The organism is Bifidobacterium callitrichidarum, assembly GCF_003129905.1.
GTDB lineage: Bacteria > Actinomycetota > Actinomycetes > Actinomycetales > Bifidobacteriaceae > Bifidobacterium > Bifidobacterium callitrichidarum.
The window spans coordinates 1-16263 of sequence record NZ_QFFM01000019.1; the positions used below are offsets into that span (position 1 = coordinate 1).

At 61.8% G+C, this 16263-nt stretch carries 12 protein-coding genes; 1 reads left to right on the plus strand and 11 read right to left on the minus strand.

Annotated features, from left to right (window positions below):
• Positions 1-453 precede the first annotated feature (453 nt).
• The 5 genes from DF196_RS09185 to DF196_RS09205 all read right to left on the minus strand — a co-directional run bounded on the left by DF196_RS09185 (position 454) and on the right by DF196_RS09205 (position 6301).
• A complete protein-coding gene (locus DF196_RS09185) occupies positions 454-1827 on the minus strand; it encodes an aspartate aminotransferase family protein (RefSeq protein ID WP_109057535.1) in 1374 nt (457 codons plus the stop codon).
• A gap of 241 nt (positions 1828-2068) precedes the next feature.
• Positions 2069-3184 (minus strand): ABC transporter substrate-binding protein, encoded by a 1116-nt coding sequence (locus DF196_RS09190; protein ID WP_158276307.1) that lies wholly within the window; start codon positions 3182-3184, stop codon positions 2069-2071.
• 41 nt (positions 3185-3225) lie between these two features.
• Positions 3226-4206, minus strand: coding sequence for an ABC transporter permease (locus tag DF196_RS09195; protein ID WP_109057537.1), 981 nt, complete (start codon positions 4204-4206; stop codon positions 3226-3228).
• Positions 4203-5186 (minus strand): ABC transporter permease, encoded by a 984-nt coding sequence (locus DF196_RS09200; RefSeq protein WP_109057538.1) that lies wholly within the window; start codon positions 5184-5186, stop codon positions 4203-4205. The genes DF196_RS09195 and DF196_RS09200 overlap by 4 nt, the downstream gene beginning before the upstream one ends.
• Entirely contained in the window at positions 5183-6301 is a 1119-nt protein-coding gene (locus DF196_RS09205) for an ABC transporter ATP-binding protein (protein ID WP_109057539.1), read from the minus strand. The genes DF196_RS09200 and DF196_RS09205 overlap by 4 nt, the downstream gene beginning before the upstream one ends.
• A 367-nt stretch (positions 6302-6668) precedes the next feature.
• Here DF196_RS09205 and DF196_RS09210 point away from each other — a divergent pair, with 367 nt between their 5' ends.
• Positions 6669-7175 carry an Lrp/AsnC family transcriptional regulator gene (locus DF196_RS09210; RefSeq protein ID WP_109057540.1) on the plus strand — a complete coding sequence of 169 codons (507 nt, stop codon included), beginning with the start codon at positions 6669-6671 and terminating at the stop codon, positions 7173-7175.
• Between the two features lie 194 nt (positions 7176-7369).
• Here the strand turns inward: DF196_RS09210 and DF196_RS09215 are convergent, their stop codons facing one another.
• The 6 genes from DF196_RS09215 to lspA form a co-directional block, all read right to left on the minus strand.
• Positions 7370-9247 carry an oleate hydratase gene (locus DF196_RS09215; protein ID WP_109057541.1) on the minus strand — a complete coding sequence of 626 codons (1878 nt, stop codon included), beginning with the start codon at positions 9245-9247 and terminating at the stop codon, positions 7370-7372.
• Between the two features lie 200 nt (positions 9248-9447).
• Complete coding sequence (locus DF196_RS09220; protein ID WP_170115035.1) at positions 9448-10332, minus strand: aldo/keto reductase; 885 nt, start codon at positions 10330-10332, stop codon at positions 9448-9450.
• A 286-nt stretch (positions 10333-10618) separates the two neighbouring features.
• Positions 10619-11011 carry a DUF4186 domain-containing protein gene (locus DF196_RS09225; RefSeq protein ID WP_109057543.1) on the minus strand — a complete coding sequence of 131 codons (393 nt, stop codon included), beginning with the start codon at positions 11009-11011 and terminating at the stop codon, positions 10619-10621.
• Between the two features lie 139 nt (positions 11012-11150).
• Complete coding sequence (gene dnaE / locus DF196_RS09230; RefSeq protein WP_170115036.1) at positions 11151-14705, minus strand: DNA polymerase III subunit alpha; 3555 nt, start codon at positions 14703-14705, stop codon at positions 11151-11153.
• A gap of 33 nt (positions 14706-14738) precedes the next feature.
• Positions 14739-15728, minus strand: coding sequence for an RluA family pseudouridine synthase (locus tag DF196_RS09235; RefSeq protein WP_109057545.1), 990 nt, complete (start codon positions 15726-15728; stop codon positions 14739-14741).
• A complete protein-coding gene (gene lspA, locus DF196_RS09240) occupies positions 15725-16261 on the minus strand; it encodes a signal peptidase II (protein ID WP_109057546.1) in 537 nt (178 codons plus the stop codon). Before lspA ends, DF196_RS09235 begins: the two co-directional genes overlap by 4 nt.
• Between the last annotated feature and the right edge of the window lie 2 nt (positions 16262-16263).

Below are 16263 nucleotides of genomic sequence, written 5' to 3' on the forward strand. Positions count from 1 at the left end.
CTTGGGACGCACTGGCAATCATTGACTATAAAGAAGTAGTACAAACACGCTCTTGAGTTCTCAAACCACCACCACACCAACAGGCAGCCAACCAACCAAGGGAAGGAAACCCGCCGTGCTGAGCGGCAACAGGTGAATAACTTACACGCAACACAACCAACACGCAAATCGAGGCATGCCAAAACGAGGGAAAACCGCTTCATAGCAAGGCTCCCTCGGCGTGTCGCAAACAGCCCACAACGCTGTTCTACAGACAGAATAAGCCTCTCAACCCCGGCCCCGATGCATCAACATTCATTGTTCAACGGCGTGTCGGAAGAATTCAGTCCGACCTCAACCGGCATTCATCCACCGGACACTTGCTCCCCGTTCCATCAAAAAAGTGTGAGGCATGAACGCCGTTGTTCATGCCTCACACTGCGGGACCGATCGTCAGAAAACCGACGGAGTCGATCAGGCGGTCAGATCGTGCGCCATCTCCTCGAATGCGGCGAGGTAGGTATCGCAGGCCTTGTCGTCGTGCGCCACGGACAGCGTCCATTCCTCCTCGCGGCCCGGGGCCATGTAGATGCCTCGGTTCGCCTCGTAGAGCCAGGCGAGCTGGTTGAGCGCCGCGTTCTGTCCCTTGCGGAAGCTCACGTAGTCGGTGATCTTGTGCGGGGAGAACGTCACGCAGCCCTTGGCTCCGAAGCCCTGGGCGTAACCGGGGAAGTCGTACTTCTTGATGATCGCCCGGCAGCCGTCCATCAGACGCTGGTTCATGTGGTCGAGATGCTCGTAGGCTTCGGGCGTGAGCACCTTCTCCAGGCTGGCGCGGGCGGCCGCCATGGACAGCGGGTTGCCGGAGAACGTACCGACCTGATAGACCTCGCCGTCCTCGACCACGTGCATGACCTCGTCGGTGCCGCCGATCGCGCCGGAAGGCAGGCCGCCAGCCAGGGACTTGGCGATGGTCACCATGTCCGGGGTCACGCCGAACAGCTTGGTGGCACCGCCGGGGCCCACGGTCAGACCGGTCTTGACTTCATCGAAGATGAGCACGATACCGTGCTTCTTGGTCAGTTCGCGCACACCTTCCAGGTATCCGGGCTCGGGCGGCACGATGGACATGTTCATCAGACAGGCTTCCATGATGAGGCAGGCGGGCGGGTTGCCCTCCTCCTCCATTTCCTTGACGCGGTGCTCAAGGGCGTCGAGGTCGTTGAACGGCACCGGCACGGTGAGCTCCACGGTGGCCTTCGGGATGCCCGCGCCGTACGGCAGGGACTTCAGGTGGTAGCGGTCGCCGATGTTGTTGTAGTCCTCGGAGATGGAGATCATCACGGCGTCATGGTGGCCGTGGTAGGAACCGAAGATCTTCATGATGTGGTCGCGGTGCGTGTAGGCGCGGGCGATGCGGATGGCATCCATCGTGGACTCGGAACCGGAGTTGTTGAAGCGCCACTTCGGCAGACCGAAACGTTCGGCGAGCTCCTCGGCCACCACCACGTCGTCCCAGTCGGGCATGGCGAAATGCGAACCCTTGGAGAAGCGGTCGTTGACGGCCTCGGCGATGATCGGATTGGCGTGGCCCTGGAGCATGGCGCCGAAACCGTTGTTGAAATCGTAGTATTCGTTGCCGTCCACGTCCCACATCTTGGCACCCTGGCCGCGATCCACGTAGATCGGCCACGGATCGCGCAGCTGGTAGGAGGAGGCGACGCCGTTGCACAGGTGCTTGCAGGCACGCTCGTACATTTCACGGGACTTGCCGAGCTTGGCGTTGAGCTTGTCGCCTTCCTTCGCGGTCAGTTCCTTGATTCTGGTTTCATCGATGGTAGCCGCCATGGTGTCGCTCCTTGGATTCTTCAGTGATTGGTTGGTTGCGATTCAGGATTTCGCATGAACCGTAAGTTCAACCTGCGTTTTTCTCGACATCTTTAGGTAATCACCTATTTATTTCGTAGCTATTAACTCAATATTCCACGATTTACAAACCAATGTTGCGTGAGTGTTGCGAAAACCGTTGGATAATATGAAAACAGGCATGAAAAAGGCTCCCCTCGGAGGAAGGGAGCCAATGTTTGCACTAGTTGCGGAAGTCCTCGAACATCATGGTGTAGTTGTCATTGAGTTTGTTCGAGCAACGCTTTTCCAGGATGGCGTGCTTCTCCTCCTCGGCGGAGGGCACCACCACGTTGAATTTGCGCATCGCGGCGGGCAGCAGCTCGTCACCGCCCTTCAGCACGCTACCGGCGCCGGCATTCTGTTCCACCGTGGTCTTGTTGGCCGGGTCAAGCATCCAATTGATGAACGTCTTGGCCTGAGCCACGTTCTTGGCACCTCGCGAGATGGCCACATTGTCCACGAACTTGTTCGCCCCGTCCGAGGGGAACACGAATTTCAGGTCGGGATTGCTCGCCATGGCCTGATAGGCGTCGTAACTCCATGCCATGCCGACCTTCTGTTCGCCGGAAGCGAGCCGGTCCGCCACCCCCTCGGAACTCATGACACCTAGCTTTGACTTGTACCTCTCCAGCAGGTTGGCCGCGTCCTGGTAATCCTGCGGATCGGTGGCGCACTGGTCGGCCCCGACGGCACGCAGGGCGGCGTTCACCACTTCGATCTGGTCGCCGAGCAGCTGGGTCTTGCCCCATGAGGCCTTGGGATGGAAGAAATCGTTCCAAGACGTAGGTGCATCCGACGCGGGAATCGCCTTGGCATCGTAGACGATGCCTGTGTAACTGACGATGTAGGGGGCCGAATACTCCATTTTCTTGTCGTAATAGGGGTTGCGGAACTCGGTTTTGATGTTCTTGGCGTTCGGCAGCGTGCTGACACCGAATTTCATGAGCAGTTTTTCATGGATGAGCTGTTCGACCATGTAATCACTGGGCATCACGATGTCGTACCCCTCGCCGCCGGTGGACTGCAGCTTGGCTTCCAACGCCTCGTTGCTGTCGAAGGTGTCCACGGTCAGGGAGATGCCGGTGTCCTTTTCGAAAGCCTTGATCACGCTGTCCGGCATGTAGCCGGCCCATGTGTAGACGTGCAGTTCGCCGCCGGCGGCCGCGCGGTAGGGGGCGACCGCGCTGACCGCCGGCCCGGAGGCCACGTCGCTGACGCCGCCCGAGCAGGCGCCGATCCCGCACACCATGGTTCCGGCCAGGATGCAGGCGCAGCCACGCCGCATCAGGATTCGCATCGCATCATGCTGTGGATGTCTCGTATTCGTCATCATGCGCCTCACTTCGATTTGCGGTTCGTCAGCAGCGTGGAGGTGACCGTGACCACGACGGCCAGCAAGAGCAGCAGCGAGGCCACCACGTTCACGCTGGGGTTCACGCCCTTACGGATCAGGGAGAATATATAGATCGGCAGCGTGGTGGTGCCGGCCGTGGTCAGGAAGTTCGAGATCATGAAGTCGTCCATCGAAACCACGAACGCCATCAGCGCACCGGACACGATGCCGGGCACCAGCAGCGGCAACGTCACACGGAACACGGTGACGGGTCCGGAGGCCCCCAGATCCTCGGCGGCCTCGAAGCAGGCATGGTCGATGGTCGCCAGTCTTGCCCGGATCGGCATCACCACGAACGGGATGCAGAACGTGGTGTGCGCGAGCACCAGCGGCACGAATCCGGGAGCGAGTCCGATGAGCCTGATGAACGCCATGGTGGCCACGCCGAGCACGATCTCGGGGATGAGCATGGAGGCGTTGATCAGCATGGAGGCGAGCGCCGAGCCGGCCCGGGACATATGATCCACGGCCAGTACGTAGAGCACGCCCAGCGCCGTGGAGAGCACGGTGGCGATCACGGCCACGAGCAGCGAGGTTTCGGTGGCGTTGATGATGGCGCCGTTGGTGAATACCTCGCCGTACCAGCGCAGCGAGAATCCCTGCCACAGGAGTGCCTGTTTGCCGCCGTTGAAGGAGAAGAACACCACGATCACCATCGGCACGTAGAGGAACGCGAGCACGGCCACGCTCACGAATCCGACCATCGGGAATCGCTTGAGGGTGTTGCCCTGCTTGCCGGAACGGCGCGTGCTCCACATGCGGTCGGGCTGCTTGCGTTCCAGGTCGGCGGGCATGCGCACGCCGGGCACGTCCTGCGCTTCCCCGCGCTCCCGTTCGGTCTTGGCCACCAAGGCGCCGAATTCGCCGGCGTTGCCGTAGCGCACCTTGTTCGGGTCGGTATCGTCATGCATCACGGTCATCGTCATTCACCTGCCTTCCGGGAAGCGCGGCTGCCAAGGATGGAGGCGACCAGTGCGCCGAACAGCGTCACCGCCAGGATCACCGTGGACAGTGCGGCGCCGAACGGCCAGTTGCGAGCCTCCGCGAATTGGGAGGCGATGAGGTTGCCGACCATGAGCACGCGGCCGCCGCCGAGAAGCACCGGCTGCACGTATGAACCGAACGCGGGGATGAAGCACAGGGCGATGCCGCTCATCACGCCGGGCATGGCGGCGCGGAAAATCACGCGGCGCATGACGGTGAGCTTGTGCGCACCGAGATCATAGGCCGCCTCGACCAGCCGGAAGTCGAATCCGGACAGGGCCGAATACATGGGCAGGATGGCGAACGGCAGGAACGTGTAGATCAGGCCGATCACGGAGGCGAACGAGGTGTACAGCATCTGCTGCGAGCCGATGCCGAGCAGCCGCAACGCCCAATTGATCGGGCCGTTCTCGTTGAGGATGAGCATCCACGCATAGGTGCGCACCAGCAGGTTCGTCCAGAACGGGATGGTGACCAGCAGTACGAGGATCTGCTGGATCTTGGCGCTTTTCATGGACATCCACAGCGCGATTGGGAAGGCAAGCGCCACGCAGATCACGGTGGTGAGCAGCGCCTGCCAGAGCGATGTGCCGAATACCTGCAGGTAGCGGGCGTCGAAGGAACGGTTGCCGAAGAAGTCGTGGCGGAACAGCAGTTTTTCGTAGGCGTCGGTGGAGAATTTGAAGACCACGCCGCCGCCCATGTCCGGCCGGCTCATGAAGGAGAAGGCGATGATGACGCCGATCGGCCCAAGCGTGAACAGCAGTCCGATGATGATGGACGGCAGGGAGTAGAGACGGTTCAGCATGCCGGGTTTGGCGGCGTGGGGCGAGCCGAACCAGCGGCTCCATGCGGAGGTCTTTGCGGCGGGGACGTCCACCCGTTCCTCGCGCGCCTCGGTTTTGCGGTCGGCGGCACTCATCGTTCCACCACCCTCATGTGTGCGGCCTCGACCTCCACTGACACCGTGGCGCCTTCGTGCAGCACGGCCGTGTCGTACGGGGGCGAGAGTCGGACGAGGAGTTTGGTGCCGTCCGTGAGCCGGACCTCGCAGCGCACGTCGGCTCCCATGAACATGAGCGTTTCGACCGTGCCGGTGAGCGCGGATTCGCGCGGGGCGGTCAGGGTGATGCGTTCGGGACGGATGGCGGCACTCACTTCGGCGTCCATCGGGAGATCGGAGATGTCCTGCTTCACGCGGAAGGGCACGCCTTCCACGGTGATTTCGCCGTCCGCGCTTTTGACCGCGTCCACGAAGTTGATGTCGCCGATGAAGTCGGCCACGAAACGGTTGGCGGGTTCGTTGTAGATCTCCTCCGGCGTGCCCACCTGTTCGGGTCGGCCTTTGGAGAAGACTGCGATGTGGTCGCCCATCGAGAGGGCCTCCTCCTGATCGTGGGTCACGAACACGAAGGTGATGCCGGTCTCGCGTTGGATGCGCTTCAGTTCCACCTGCATCTGGCGGCGGAGCTTGAAGTCGAGGGCGGAAAGGGATTCGTCAAGCAGCAGTACCTTGGGGCGTTTGGCGAGCGACCGGGCGAGTGCCACGCGCTGCTGCTGACCGCCGGAGAGCTGATGGGGCTTGCGGCCGCCGAATTCGCCGAGATGGACGAGATCGAGCATTTCCTGCACGGTTTTGGCGATTTCAGCCTTCGGCTTCTTCTCCATTTCGAGGCCGAACGCCACGTTCTGCGCCACCGTCAGATGCGGGAACAGTGCGTAGCTTTGGAAGACGGTGTTGACCGGACGGTCGTACGGCGGTAGTTGGTCGATGCGCTGGTCGCCCAGGTAGATCTCGCCGGCGTCGAGGCTTTCGAGACCGGCGATGGAGCGTAGGAGCGTGGTCTTGCCGCAGCCGGAGGGACCGAGCAGGATGAAGAACTCGCCCTGGCGGATGGCCAGGCTCACGTCGTTGATGGCCTTGACTTCCTTGCCTTCGGAGGATTGGAACACCTTGAACGCACGGTTGATCGTCAGTCCGGATTCCCTTGATTCGACTTCAGGGTCGCGTGCCACCAATGGTTGGGTCTTGCTCATCGCGTCTCCTTACTTTTCGGCTCGTACCATCACAACTGTCAGTGAAGAAGACCGCGATTTCCATAAAGTAAACAGAACATTGCGATTCTTTTCGCAATGAAAACAGGAGATTATGCGAAAAGCGCGTTAGCCTTGTTTGCATATAACGAAAATCGCATATTTGCACTGATTTTCCGGCATCAACTTGCCGGAAGCCGCGCGGCATATACTCCAGTGAAAATATGTCACATAGTGAACCACAGATAATACGAAAATCGCAGATCCAGGACACGCGAATTAACGATTTCGAATCATTCCGACTTCACCAACGGGCATAATGGGACACAGAAGACAGGAATGCATACCAATCAGGACAAGGACGGCGATCATGGCGGCGGCGAAAAGCAGTAAGGACGGCACCGAAGGCACGGCATCGGACACCACCGCGCAGTCGATGGACGAGACGAACAAGAAGATCGTGACGCTGCTGCAGGAGGATGGCCGCCGGTCGTACGTGTCGATCGGCAAGCAGATCGGTCTGTCCGAGGCGGCGGTGCGCCTGCGCGTGCAGAAGATGCTGGATGACGGCATCATGCAGATCGTCGCTGTGACCAATCCGATGGACATGGGTTTCAAACGCCAGGCGATGGTGGGCATCACCGTCAACGGCGACATCGAATACGTGGCGCGTGAGCTCAAGGAGATCCACCAGATCGACTACGTGATCATCACGGCCGGACGCTTCGACATTCTCGCGGAGATCTTCGCCGAGGACGACGAGAGCATGCTGGAGCTGGTGAACCGGCATATCCGCAAGATCGACGGCATCGACCGCACTGAGCTGTTCACCTACATGCGCCTCGAATCCCAGCGTTACGACTGGGGCGTGCGGTAGGGCGGATATGCCGACGGATGGCATTGGCTCCCCTCGCTGAGGGGAGCTGTCGAACGGAGTGAGACTGAGGGGAGCTGCGGTTCATTCAATCTGCGGCTCCCCTCAGTCGTCTTCGACGACAGCTCCCCTCTCTGAGGGGAGCCAAGGTGCGTGTCACGCCGCCTACGGCACGGGCGATACGACGCCTCGCGAAATCAGATCACGTGGTATTCCTTGAGCAGCGTGGCGATGTCGGTGCCGTCGAGCTTCTTGAGAACCTTGCCGAGGACGGCCTTTTCCACGAAGTTGAGCTTCATGTCCGTGACCGGCGCCCCGTCGCGCAGCTTGACGGTGGCGTTGAGGAGGTTGCGCACGTCGTAGACGCTGCCCCACACCTCCGGCACACCGCGGTCCACGTCGAGCAGGGTGTACACCGCTTCCATGCCGGTGCGCATCGAGTACTCGGTGGTGAAGATCGTGTCGCGCGGGGTTTCGGCGAACTGACCGAGGAACGCGAAGTTCACGGCACCATCCGGCACCACATCCGGGCGGTCGCCGGCGGCGCGCGGCATGAAGAACGCGGTGATGTACGGCATCATGACCGGCACGGTGTTGGCGTGGTTCTTGGCGAGCGCTTCGATCTTGTCGGTCGGGACTCCCATGTGGTAGAGCCACTCCTCGCAGATCTCCTCGCCGGTGCATTCGGTCATCGGCTTCTTGACGTAGTTGCCGGGCTTGTCCGGGAACAGGCCGTAGACCCATACGCACAACTGGTCCTTGGGCTGGTCGCGGAACTGCTGCTGGCGGTTGAGGGTCCAGCTCATGAGCCAGTTGGAGTCGGTGACGGTGACGATGCCGCCGGTCACGACATGGCCGGTGAACGGGTCGCGCTTGCAGATGCGCTGGATGTAGGGCGGGATCTCATTGTCCAGTGTGGTCACGGTGGCGCTCATCCACTTGGTGGCCTGCGGGTCGGAGCAGAACTTGTCCGGGTGGCCGAAGCTCGGGTCCTGCTTGGCGATGTTGCGCCACATGTCCCAACCGCCGCCGGGCTTCAGGTCCGGGTTCCACGGAGCCGGCGCGTGCTGCGAGCCCATGGCGGAGTTCTCCACGCAGCCGCCGTTGGTGATGAACACGAGGTCGTTCTCGGTCAGGTCGATGGAGGATTTCTCGCCTTCATGATCGATGTCGAGGCGCACGGCGAGCTTCTTGGTGGGGGTGGAGTACGGGTTGCGCTTGAAGACGCCGGAGGTGGCCTGGATCTTGAGGATGGTGTCCTGGCCCACGCCGGTGTGCTCGCGCTTGGGGCCGTCTCCCCCGCCGATGGCGAATTCGACGTTCTCGACCTTCGTGTTGTAGTGGAACTTGACGCCGTGGCCTTCGAGGTACTTGACCATGGGCAGGATCATCGACTCGTACTGGTTGTAGCGGGTGAAGCGCAGGGCGGAGAAGTCCGGCAAACCGCCGATGTGGTGGATGTAGCGCTTGATGTACAACTTCATCTCGAGCGCGGAGTGCCAATTTTCGAACGCGAACATGGTGCGCCAGTACATCCAGAAGTTGGAGTTCAGGACCTCGTCGTCGAAGAAGTCGGTGATGGGCTTGTCGTAGAGCTCCTCGTCCGGGGTGAAGAAAAGCTTCATGATCTCCTGGGAGGCTTTGTCGGACAGGCCGAACTTGCCATTGGTGCCGGCGTCCTTGCCTTGGGTCTTGGTGGCGCGGCACAGCGAGTAGTTTGGGTCCTCCTTATTGAGCCAGTAGTACTCGTCCAGCACGGAGACGCCTTCGGTCTCGATGGAGGGGATGGAGCGGAACAGGTCCCACATCACCTCGAAGTGGTTGTCCATTTCGCGTCCGCCGCGCATCACGTAGCCGAGGCCGTGGATTTCGGCGCCATCGCATGCGCCGCCCGGCACCGGGTCCTTTTCGAGGATGTGGATGCGGTCGCCGGGCATCTGGCCGTCACGCACCAGATAGCAGGCCGCGGACAGGGCCGCGAGTCCGGTGCCGATGATGTAGGCCGATTTGCCGTCGACGCCGGCCGGCTTCTTCGGACGGGCGAACGCCTCGTAGTTTCCGTTGGAATAGTACATGACACTCCTCCTTTGGAGAATGCATTGACATTGCGTCAACCTTTTGACAGACATCTTGTCGCATTATTCGCCGGCGCGCCATGGGCAGACGCCGGCGTTGTGTGGGGTTTATGGATTTTGCGAGGGATGCGAAGGACGTGCGACCGCATTACCGGGCGGGGTGGCTCCCCTGTTCACGGGAAGCCGCCCCGATCGGAGTATCAGATGTTGCCGCGCACGTGCTGGTCGGCCCAGGACTGGGAGTGGGTGAACGTGGCCGGATCGGCGCTCACGTTGGCGTGCGGGTCGTCGAGCGCATCGATGGCGGCGAGTTCGGCGTCCGTCAGGTCGAAGGACGCGCTGGCGAGGTTCGCCTTCATGCGTTCGACATGCTTGGACTTCGGGATGATGATGCGACCTTCCTGCGTGTGCCAGCGCAGCACGACCTGTGCGGGCGTGACGCCGTGGGCCTCGGCGGCCTTGACGACCGGATCGGATTCGATGTCCTTGCCGTGGCCGAGCGGGCTGTATGCCTCGGCCACGATGCCGTGGGCCTTGCAGAAAGCGAGGTTGCCAGGCTGGTTGTAGCGCGGATGAACCTCGATCTGGTTGACCGCAGGAGTCTCACCGGAGTCCTCGATGATGCCGCGTAGATGTTCGGGCAGGAAGTTGCTCACGCCGGGCACGCGGATGGCGCCTTCATCGCGCAGTTTGAGCAGCGCGCGCCAGGTTTCCTTGTAGAAGCCGGCGGCGGAGAACGGCCAGTGGATGAGGTACATGTCGATGACGTCCACCTTGAGCTTCCTGCGGGACTCCTCGAAGGCCACCATGGCGGAGTCGTAGCCCTGATCGCAGTTGCGCAGCTTGGTGGTCACCCACACCTTGCCGGCCATGCCGGTGGCCTTGAGCGCGTCGCCCACCTGCTCCTCGTTGTAGTAGGCGGCCGCGGTGTCGATGTGGCGGTAGCCGATCTCCAGTGCCTCCTCGACGGCTCGCTGCGTATCCTCCGGGGGAATCTGGAACGTGCCAAAGCCAATCTGCGGAATCACCGAATGCGCCTTGTCGTTCAACGTCAGTTCGGGGGAAACCAGTTGCTGCTCGCTCATGACGATCCTTTCGTTCATGGAAAACGAATGTTCGCCTTCATGCTACTCCCGGAACGAGGGAAGGTCACTGGTCGATTGGAATATCAATGTGAAGCATTGCATGAAATCCTGCAGAACTACCCCTCAGTCGCCTATGGCGACAGCTCGTCCTGCAATTTAGGACGAACTTCGTTCGCGTTTTGTTGGCTCGACTGTCGTCTCGCACATCGCCTACAAACAGCTCCGCTGTTTGCTTCACGGCAATGTCCCGACAAGGGGAGCCGAGAAAAGAATCACGACGATTCGTTTAGCGGACGGGATGGTTGACAAGGTCGCGTTCAATCCATGCCATCACGAGGTCCGCGAGACGGTTCACCTCATCATCGGTCAGCTCACGGCCTTTGGGGATGTGATGCCATTTTTCGATGCAGCCGCGGCAGCAGGTGGCGGTGGCGTGTTGGGCGGTGAAGACCGGATGTCCGCGCCACGGGGTCTGGCGACCGTCGTTCTTCGGTTCGGCGGCGCCGACCCGGTCATGCAGCATCTCGTGCGCGTGGCGGTCGATGGTCGCCTTGCCTTTGGCCCGGGCGTACGCGCGGTCCTTGTCCGCAAGTTGGAATTTGGCGCGGAATTGCGAATGGGAGAGTCGTTCCAGCGTCTCCGCTATCCAGCGTTGCTCGTCTTCTGCTGTGTTGGTCACGGTTCGATATGGTAGTAGCGATGGATCCTCCCCAAGCCAGGCTCCCCTCAGTCAGCTTCGCTGACAGCTCCCCTCAGAGAGGGGAGCCGGAACAACGCCGCAATCTCCGGGAGGCCACAATCTCCGGGAAATGAACGGCTCAGGCAGCAGGCAGGCAGCTGGGGCCGAAGAGGATCTTGATTTCGGCGAACAGGGAGGTGTCGCGCTTGACGCGGAACCGGTCGCCGAAGGTGAGGACTTGTGCGTTGCCCTTCTCGTCCATCACCGCGAGATGCACCTCGCAGTAGCCGGGGTGGTTGGAAAGCACCTGTCCGAGCTCCATCATGCGGCGACGGTCGAGCGCCACCGACGGCAGCGTGATGACCAGCGGACGCTCGTCCTCGGCTTCCAGCGTGGGCACCTGCATCTCCGTGGCCCGGAGGGAGACGGTCTCGTCACGCAGTTCCACCTGGCCGCGGATTTGTACCACGGAATCAAGCGCGAGTTCGGCGGCTGCCGCCTCGTACACCTTGCCGAAGAACATGCATTGGATGCTGCTTTCCATGTCCTCGATGGTGACGATGGCCCATGGGTTGCCTTTCTTGGAGACGCGCCGGTCCACACCGGTCACGAGGCCGGCCAAGGTGACCTGTTGGCCTTCGGGCATGGTCTTGGCCCGGTCGATGAGGTGCGCGATGGACATTTCGCGCAATGACGCGAGCACGGACTGCATGCCGGACAACGGATGATCGGACACGTACAGGCCGAGCATCTCGCGTTCGAAGTTGAGTTTGGTCTTCTTGTCCCATTCCTCGATGTCCGGCACGCTGACGGAGGCGTCGCCCATGGCCTCGGCTCCCCCGTCCTCGTCATCGGAGAACAGGTCGAACTGGCCTTCAGCCTGCTTGCGTTTGAGGCTGACGACCGAGTCGATGGCGGCCTCGTGCACGGTGAACAGGGCGCGGCGGTTCGGGTCGATGGAGTCGAACGCACCGGCCTTGATCAGGGATTCCACCAGACGTTTGTTCAACGCGGTCAGCGGCACGCGACGGATGAAGTCCATGAAGTTCACGAACTTGCCGCGCGGGCCCTCGCGCTCGGCGATGATATCCTGCACGGCCTTGGCGCCCACGTTACGGATCGCGCCCAGGCCGAAGCGCACCACGTCGCCGACGGCGGAGTACTCGTACACGGATTCGTTGACGTCCGGGGAGAGCACCTGGATGCCCATGCGGCGCGCCTCACCCAGGTAGAGCGCGGTCTTGTCCTTGTTGGTGGCCGCGCCCTGCAGCAGGGCCGCCATGAACTCGACCGGATAGTGGGTCTTCAAGTACGCGGTCCAGTAGGAGATGAGCCCGTAGGCGGCGGAATGCGCCTTGTTGAAGGCGTAGCCGGAGAACGGCACCAGGATGTCCCACACGGCGGTGGCGGCCTCCTCGGAGTAGCCATGCTCCTTCATGCCCGCGAAGAACGGGACCTTCTCCTTGGCCAGCACCTCGGGCTTCTTCTTACCCATGGCTCGACGCAGCACGTCTGCCTTGCCCAACGAATAGCCGGCCAGGATTCGCGCGGCGGACTGCACCTGCTCCTGGTAGATGATCAGGCCGTACGTCTCGTCGAGCACCTGCTTCAACGGTTCCTCGAGCTCGGGGTGGATCGGCGTAATCTTCTGCAACCCGTTCTTGCGCTTGGCGTAGTTGGTGTGCGAGTCCATCGACATCGGGCCCGGACGGTACAGGGCGATCAGTGCGGAGATATCGTTGAAGTTATCGGGCTTCAACGTCTTGAGCAGCGCGCGCATGCCGTCGGAATCGAGCTGGAACACGCCCAGGGTGTCGCCACGGGACAGCAGCTCGTAGGTCGGCTTGTCGTCCAGCGGAATCTTGGTGTAGTCGATGGCGGGCTTGCCGTTCGCCTCGATGTTCCTGAGCGTGTCATGGATGGTCGTCAAGTTGGACAGGCCCAGGAAGTCCATCTTCACCAGGCCCAGCGTCTCGCACGTATGGTACTCGAACGTCGTGGTGATCGTGCCGTCGGTACGCTCCAACAAAGGGCTCGTGTCCGTGATGGGCGCGCTACCCATGATCGTGGCGCAGGCATGCACACCCGTCTGGCGGATCAGGCCCTCGATGCCCTTGGCCTCGTCGGTGATGCGCCGCGCGTCCGGATCGGACTCGTACATCTCACGGAACTCACGCGCCTCGGCGTATCGTTTCGCGGTCGGGTCGAAGATGTCGTGCAGGCTGATGTCCTTGCCGCCCGTGGCCGCCGGGGGCAGGGCCTTGGTGACCTTCTCGCCTACGGAGAACTCGTAGCCCATGATGCGCGCGGAGTCCTTCAACGCCTGCTTGGTCTTGATCGTGCCGTAAATCACGCACTGCGCGACCTTGTCCGTGCCGTACTTCTCGCCGCAGTACTCGATCACCCGGCCACGGCCCTCCGGATCGAAATCCACATCGATATCCGGCAAGGAGACGCGCTCCGGGTTCAAAAACCTCTCGAAGATCAGACCATGCTTCAACGGATCCAACTCCGTGATGCCCATCGCGTACGCGACCATCGCGCCTGCGGCCGAGCCACGGCCAGGACCCACCATGATCCCATGGTCCTTGGCCCACTGGATGTAATCCGCGACCACCAGGAAGTAGCCGCAGAACTGCATCTGGCAGATCACGCCGCACTCGTAATCCGCCTGCTTCAACACCTCCAGGGGCGGATGCCCGTCATATCGCTTCTCCAGGCCCTCCTCGACCTTCTTCAAAAACAGGCTCGTCTCATCCCACCCGTCCGGGCAGGGGAACTTCGGCATGAACGCCCCGTCCTCGTGATCGTCGAACATCACGTTGCAACGCTCCGCGATCCGCAGCGTGTTGTCGCACGCCTCGGGAAGCTCACGGAACAGGTCGCGCATCTCGTCCGCGGTCTTGATGAAATAGCCCGTGCCGTCGAACTTGAACCGGTCCGGATCATCCAGGCGGGAACCCGAGTTGATGCACAGCATCGCATCCTGCGCGCCAGCATCCTCCGCATGCACGTAATGCGAATCATTCGTCGCCAACAGGGGCGCGTTCAATCGTTTGGCGATGTCCAGCAAATCCTTCGTGACCTGGGTCTCGATCTTGAGGCCATGGTCCATGAGCTCGATGAAGAAGTTGTCTCTGCCGAAGATGTCCTGGAACTCGCCCGCCGCACGCAGCGCCTCATCGAACTGGCCCAGACGCAAGCGGGTCTGGATGATCCCCGACGGGCAACCCGACGACGCGATCACACCCTTCGAATAGGTGGCAAGCACCTCCTTATCCATACGCGGGTAACGCATGACACGGCCCTCGAGATTGGCCACGGAGGACGCCTTGATGAGATTGACCAGTCCCTCATCGTTCTCCGCCCACATGGTCATGTGGGTGATCAGACCGCCGCCGGAGACGTCGTCACGTCGCTGCGCTTCGGTGCCCCAGTGCACGCGGGACTTATCCTGTCGCGCGGTTTCCGGGGTCACATAGGCTTCGATGCCGATGATGGGTTTGACGCCGTTGGCCACGCAGTTGGTGTACATCTCGTACGCGCCGTGCATGTTACCGTGGTCGGTGATGCCGATGGCAGGCATGCCCAGTTCCGCCGCACGCTTGGCCAGCGCCGGAATCTTCGAGGCGCCGTCCAGCAGCGAGTAGTGCGTGTGGTTGTGCAGATGTACGAAGTTTCCGGTTTCAGCCATGCGTTCCACCATACCTTGTGGTCTTGGCAGCGCTTAGTCGACCAGAATCGTTTCATCCAAAGCGGAGACGGATATGTCGGGATCGGTCGGGGCGACGTCGGCCTCGGCGTGGCGGGCTCGCATGGTGGCGAGGGCCTGGGCGAGGTCGGCCGGGTAGTGGGATTCCACGGTGGTCCACACGCGGGTGCGGGGGTGTCGGAATTCGAGTTTCATGGCGTGCAGCCACTGGCGGTCGAGACCAAGTGCCTCGGAAAGCACCGGATTGGCGCCATACATCGGGTCGCCGCACAGGGGATGCCCGATGGATGAGAAATGCACGCGGATCTGATGCGTGCGGCCGGTCTCCAGGTTCACGGAGACAAGCGTGGCCTCGTGGCCGAATCGCTCCAGAACGTCCCAATGGGTCACGGCGGGCTTGCCGGCCGGGGTCACGCAGAATCGAAAATCGGAGACCTTGGCGCGGCCGATGGGCGCTTCGATGGTGGCCTTGTCCTGCTTCAATGAGCCCTGCACGAGCGCGTGGTAGGTCTTTTTGACCTCATGTTCGGCGAACTGCCGGCGCATCTCGGTGTATGCCAGATCGGATTTGCATACAAGCATGAGACCGGACGTGCCCACGTCAAGGCGGGAGACGATGCCTTCGCGTCCGGCGGCGCCGTAGGAGGTGATATGCACGCCGCGATCGCGCAGCGAGCCCAACACGGTGGGACCGGTCCAGCCGACGGATGCATGGGCGGCGACACCGACCGGCTTGTCCACCACGACGATGTCGTCGTCCTCGTAGACCACGGCCATGTCGTTGGCGATGGGTTCGGGTTCGGAGTGTTCCTCGACAAGATCGAATTCGACGGTCTCCCCCGCCGCCAAGGTGCTGGACCGGGCGACGTCACGGCCTAATACGCGAGCCTGGCCGGAATCGATGAGATCGGCGGCCTTGGACCGGGAAATGCCGAGCATCTTGGCCACGGCGACATCGAAACGCTTGCCCACGAGGGCATCGGGGGCGGGAACCATGCGACTCATTGCTGGGCGTCCGCCTCCGGGGTGTCACTGGACGTTTCCAGATCCTTGGAACTGAACGGCTCGCCCTTCAGGATGAGCAGCACCAGCACCACGCCGGCGACCACGAGGTAGATATCCGCCACATTGCCCACAGACCAGCCGTAGTTGAGGAAATCCACCACCTTGCCGTTGAGGAATCCGTCCGCGTACATCACGCGGTCGATGAGGTTGCCGAACGCGCCGGCGAATGCGAAGGACAGCGTGACCGTCCATTTCATGGATACGGTACGCACGCCGAATACCGCCAGCGCCACGCATGCCACGACGGCCAGCAGGCTGATCACCCACGTGGCACCCGATCCCATGCCCAACGATGCACCGGGATTGCGCACGAGCGTGAGTGACAGCAGTCCGGGGATGATACGGATGGTTTGGCCGGCGGACAGTGCCGCCATGGCCCAGGCCTTGGTGAGCTGATCGACGATCAGCGCGACCGCGGCCACACATGCAAAGACGGCCGCGCGGGTGCGCAGCCGTCCCTGTTGGTTCGTCATAC

Coding starts and splice junctions, on each gene's coding strand:
- DF196_RS09185 (WP_109057535.1), bottom strand. CDS start 1,827: ATGGCGGCTACCATCGATGAAACCAGAATCAAGGAACTGACCGCGAAG.
- DF196_RS09190 (WP_158276307.1), bottom strand. CDS start 3,184: ATGCGAATCCTGATGCGGCGTGGCTGCGCCTGCATCCTGGCCGGAACC.
- DF196_RS09195 (WP_109057537.1), bottom strand. CDS start 4,206: ATGACGATGACCGTGATGCATGACGATACCGACCCGAACAAGGTGCGC.
- DF196_RS09200 (WP_109057538.1), bottom strand. CDS start 5,186: ATGAGTGCCGCCGACCGCAAAACCGAGGCGCGCGAGGAACGGGTGGAC.
- DF196_RS09205 (WP_109057539.1), bottom strand. CDS start 6,301: ATGAGCAAGACCCAACCATTGGTGGCACGCGACCCTGAAGTCGAATCA.
- DF196_RS09210 (WP_109057540.1), top strand. CDS start 6,669: ATGGCGGCGGCGAAAAGCAGTAAGGACGGCACCGAAGGCACGGCATCG.
- DF196_RS09215 (WP_109057541.1), bottom strand. CDS start 9,247: ATGTACTATTCCAACGGAAACTACGAGGCGTTCGCCCGTCCGAAGAAG.
- DF196_RS09220 (WP_170115035.1), bottom strand. CDS start 10,332: ATGAGCGAGCAGCAACTGGTTTCCCCCGAACTGACGTTGAACGACAAG.
- dnaE (WP_170115036.1), bottom strand. CDS start 14,705: ATGGCTGAAACCGGAAACTTCGTACATCTGCACAACCACACGCACTAC.
- DF196_RS09235 (WP_109057545.1), bottom strand. CDS start 15,728: ATGAGTCGCATGGTTCCCGCCCCCGATGCCCTCGTGGGCAAGCGTTTC.
- lspA (WP_109057546.1), bottom strand. CDS start 16,261: ATGACGAACCAACAGGGACGGCTGCGCACCCGCGCGGCCGTCTTTGCA.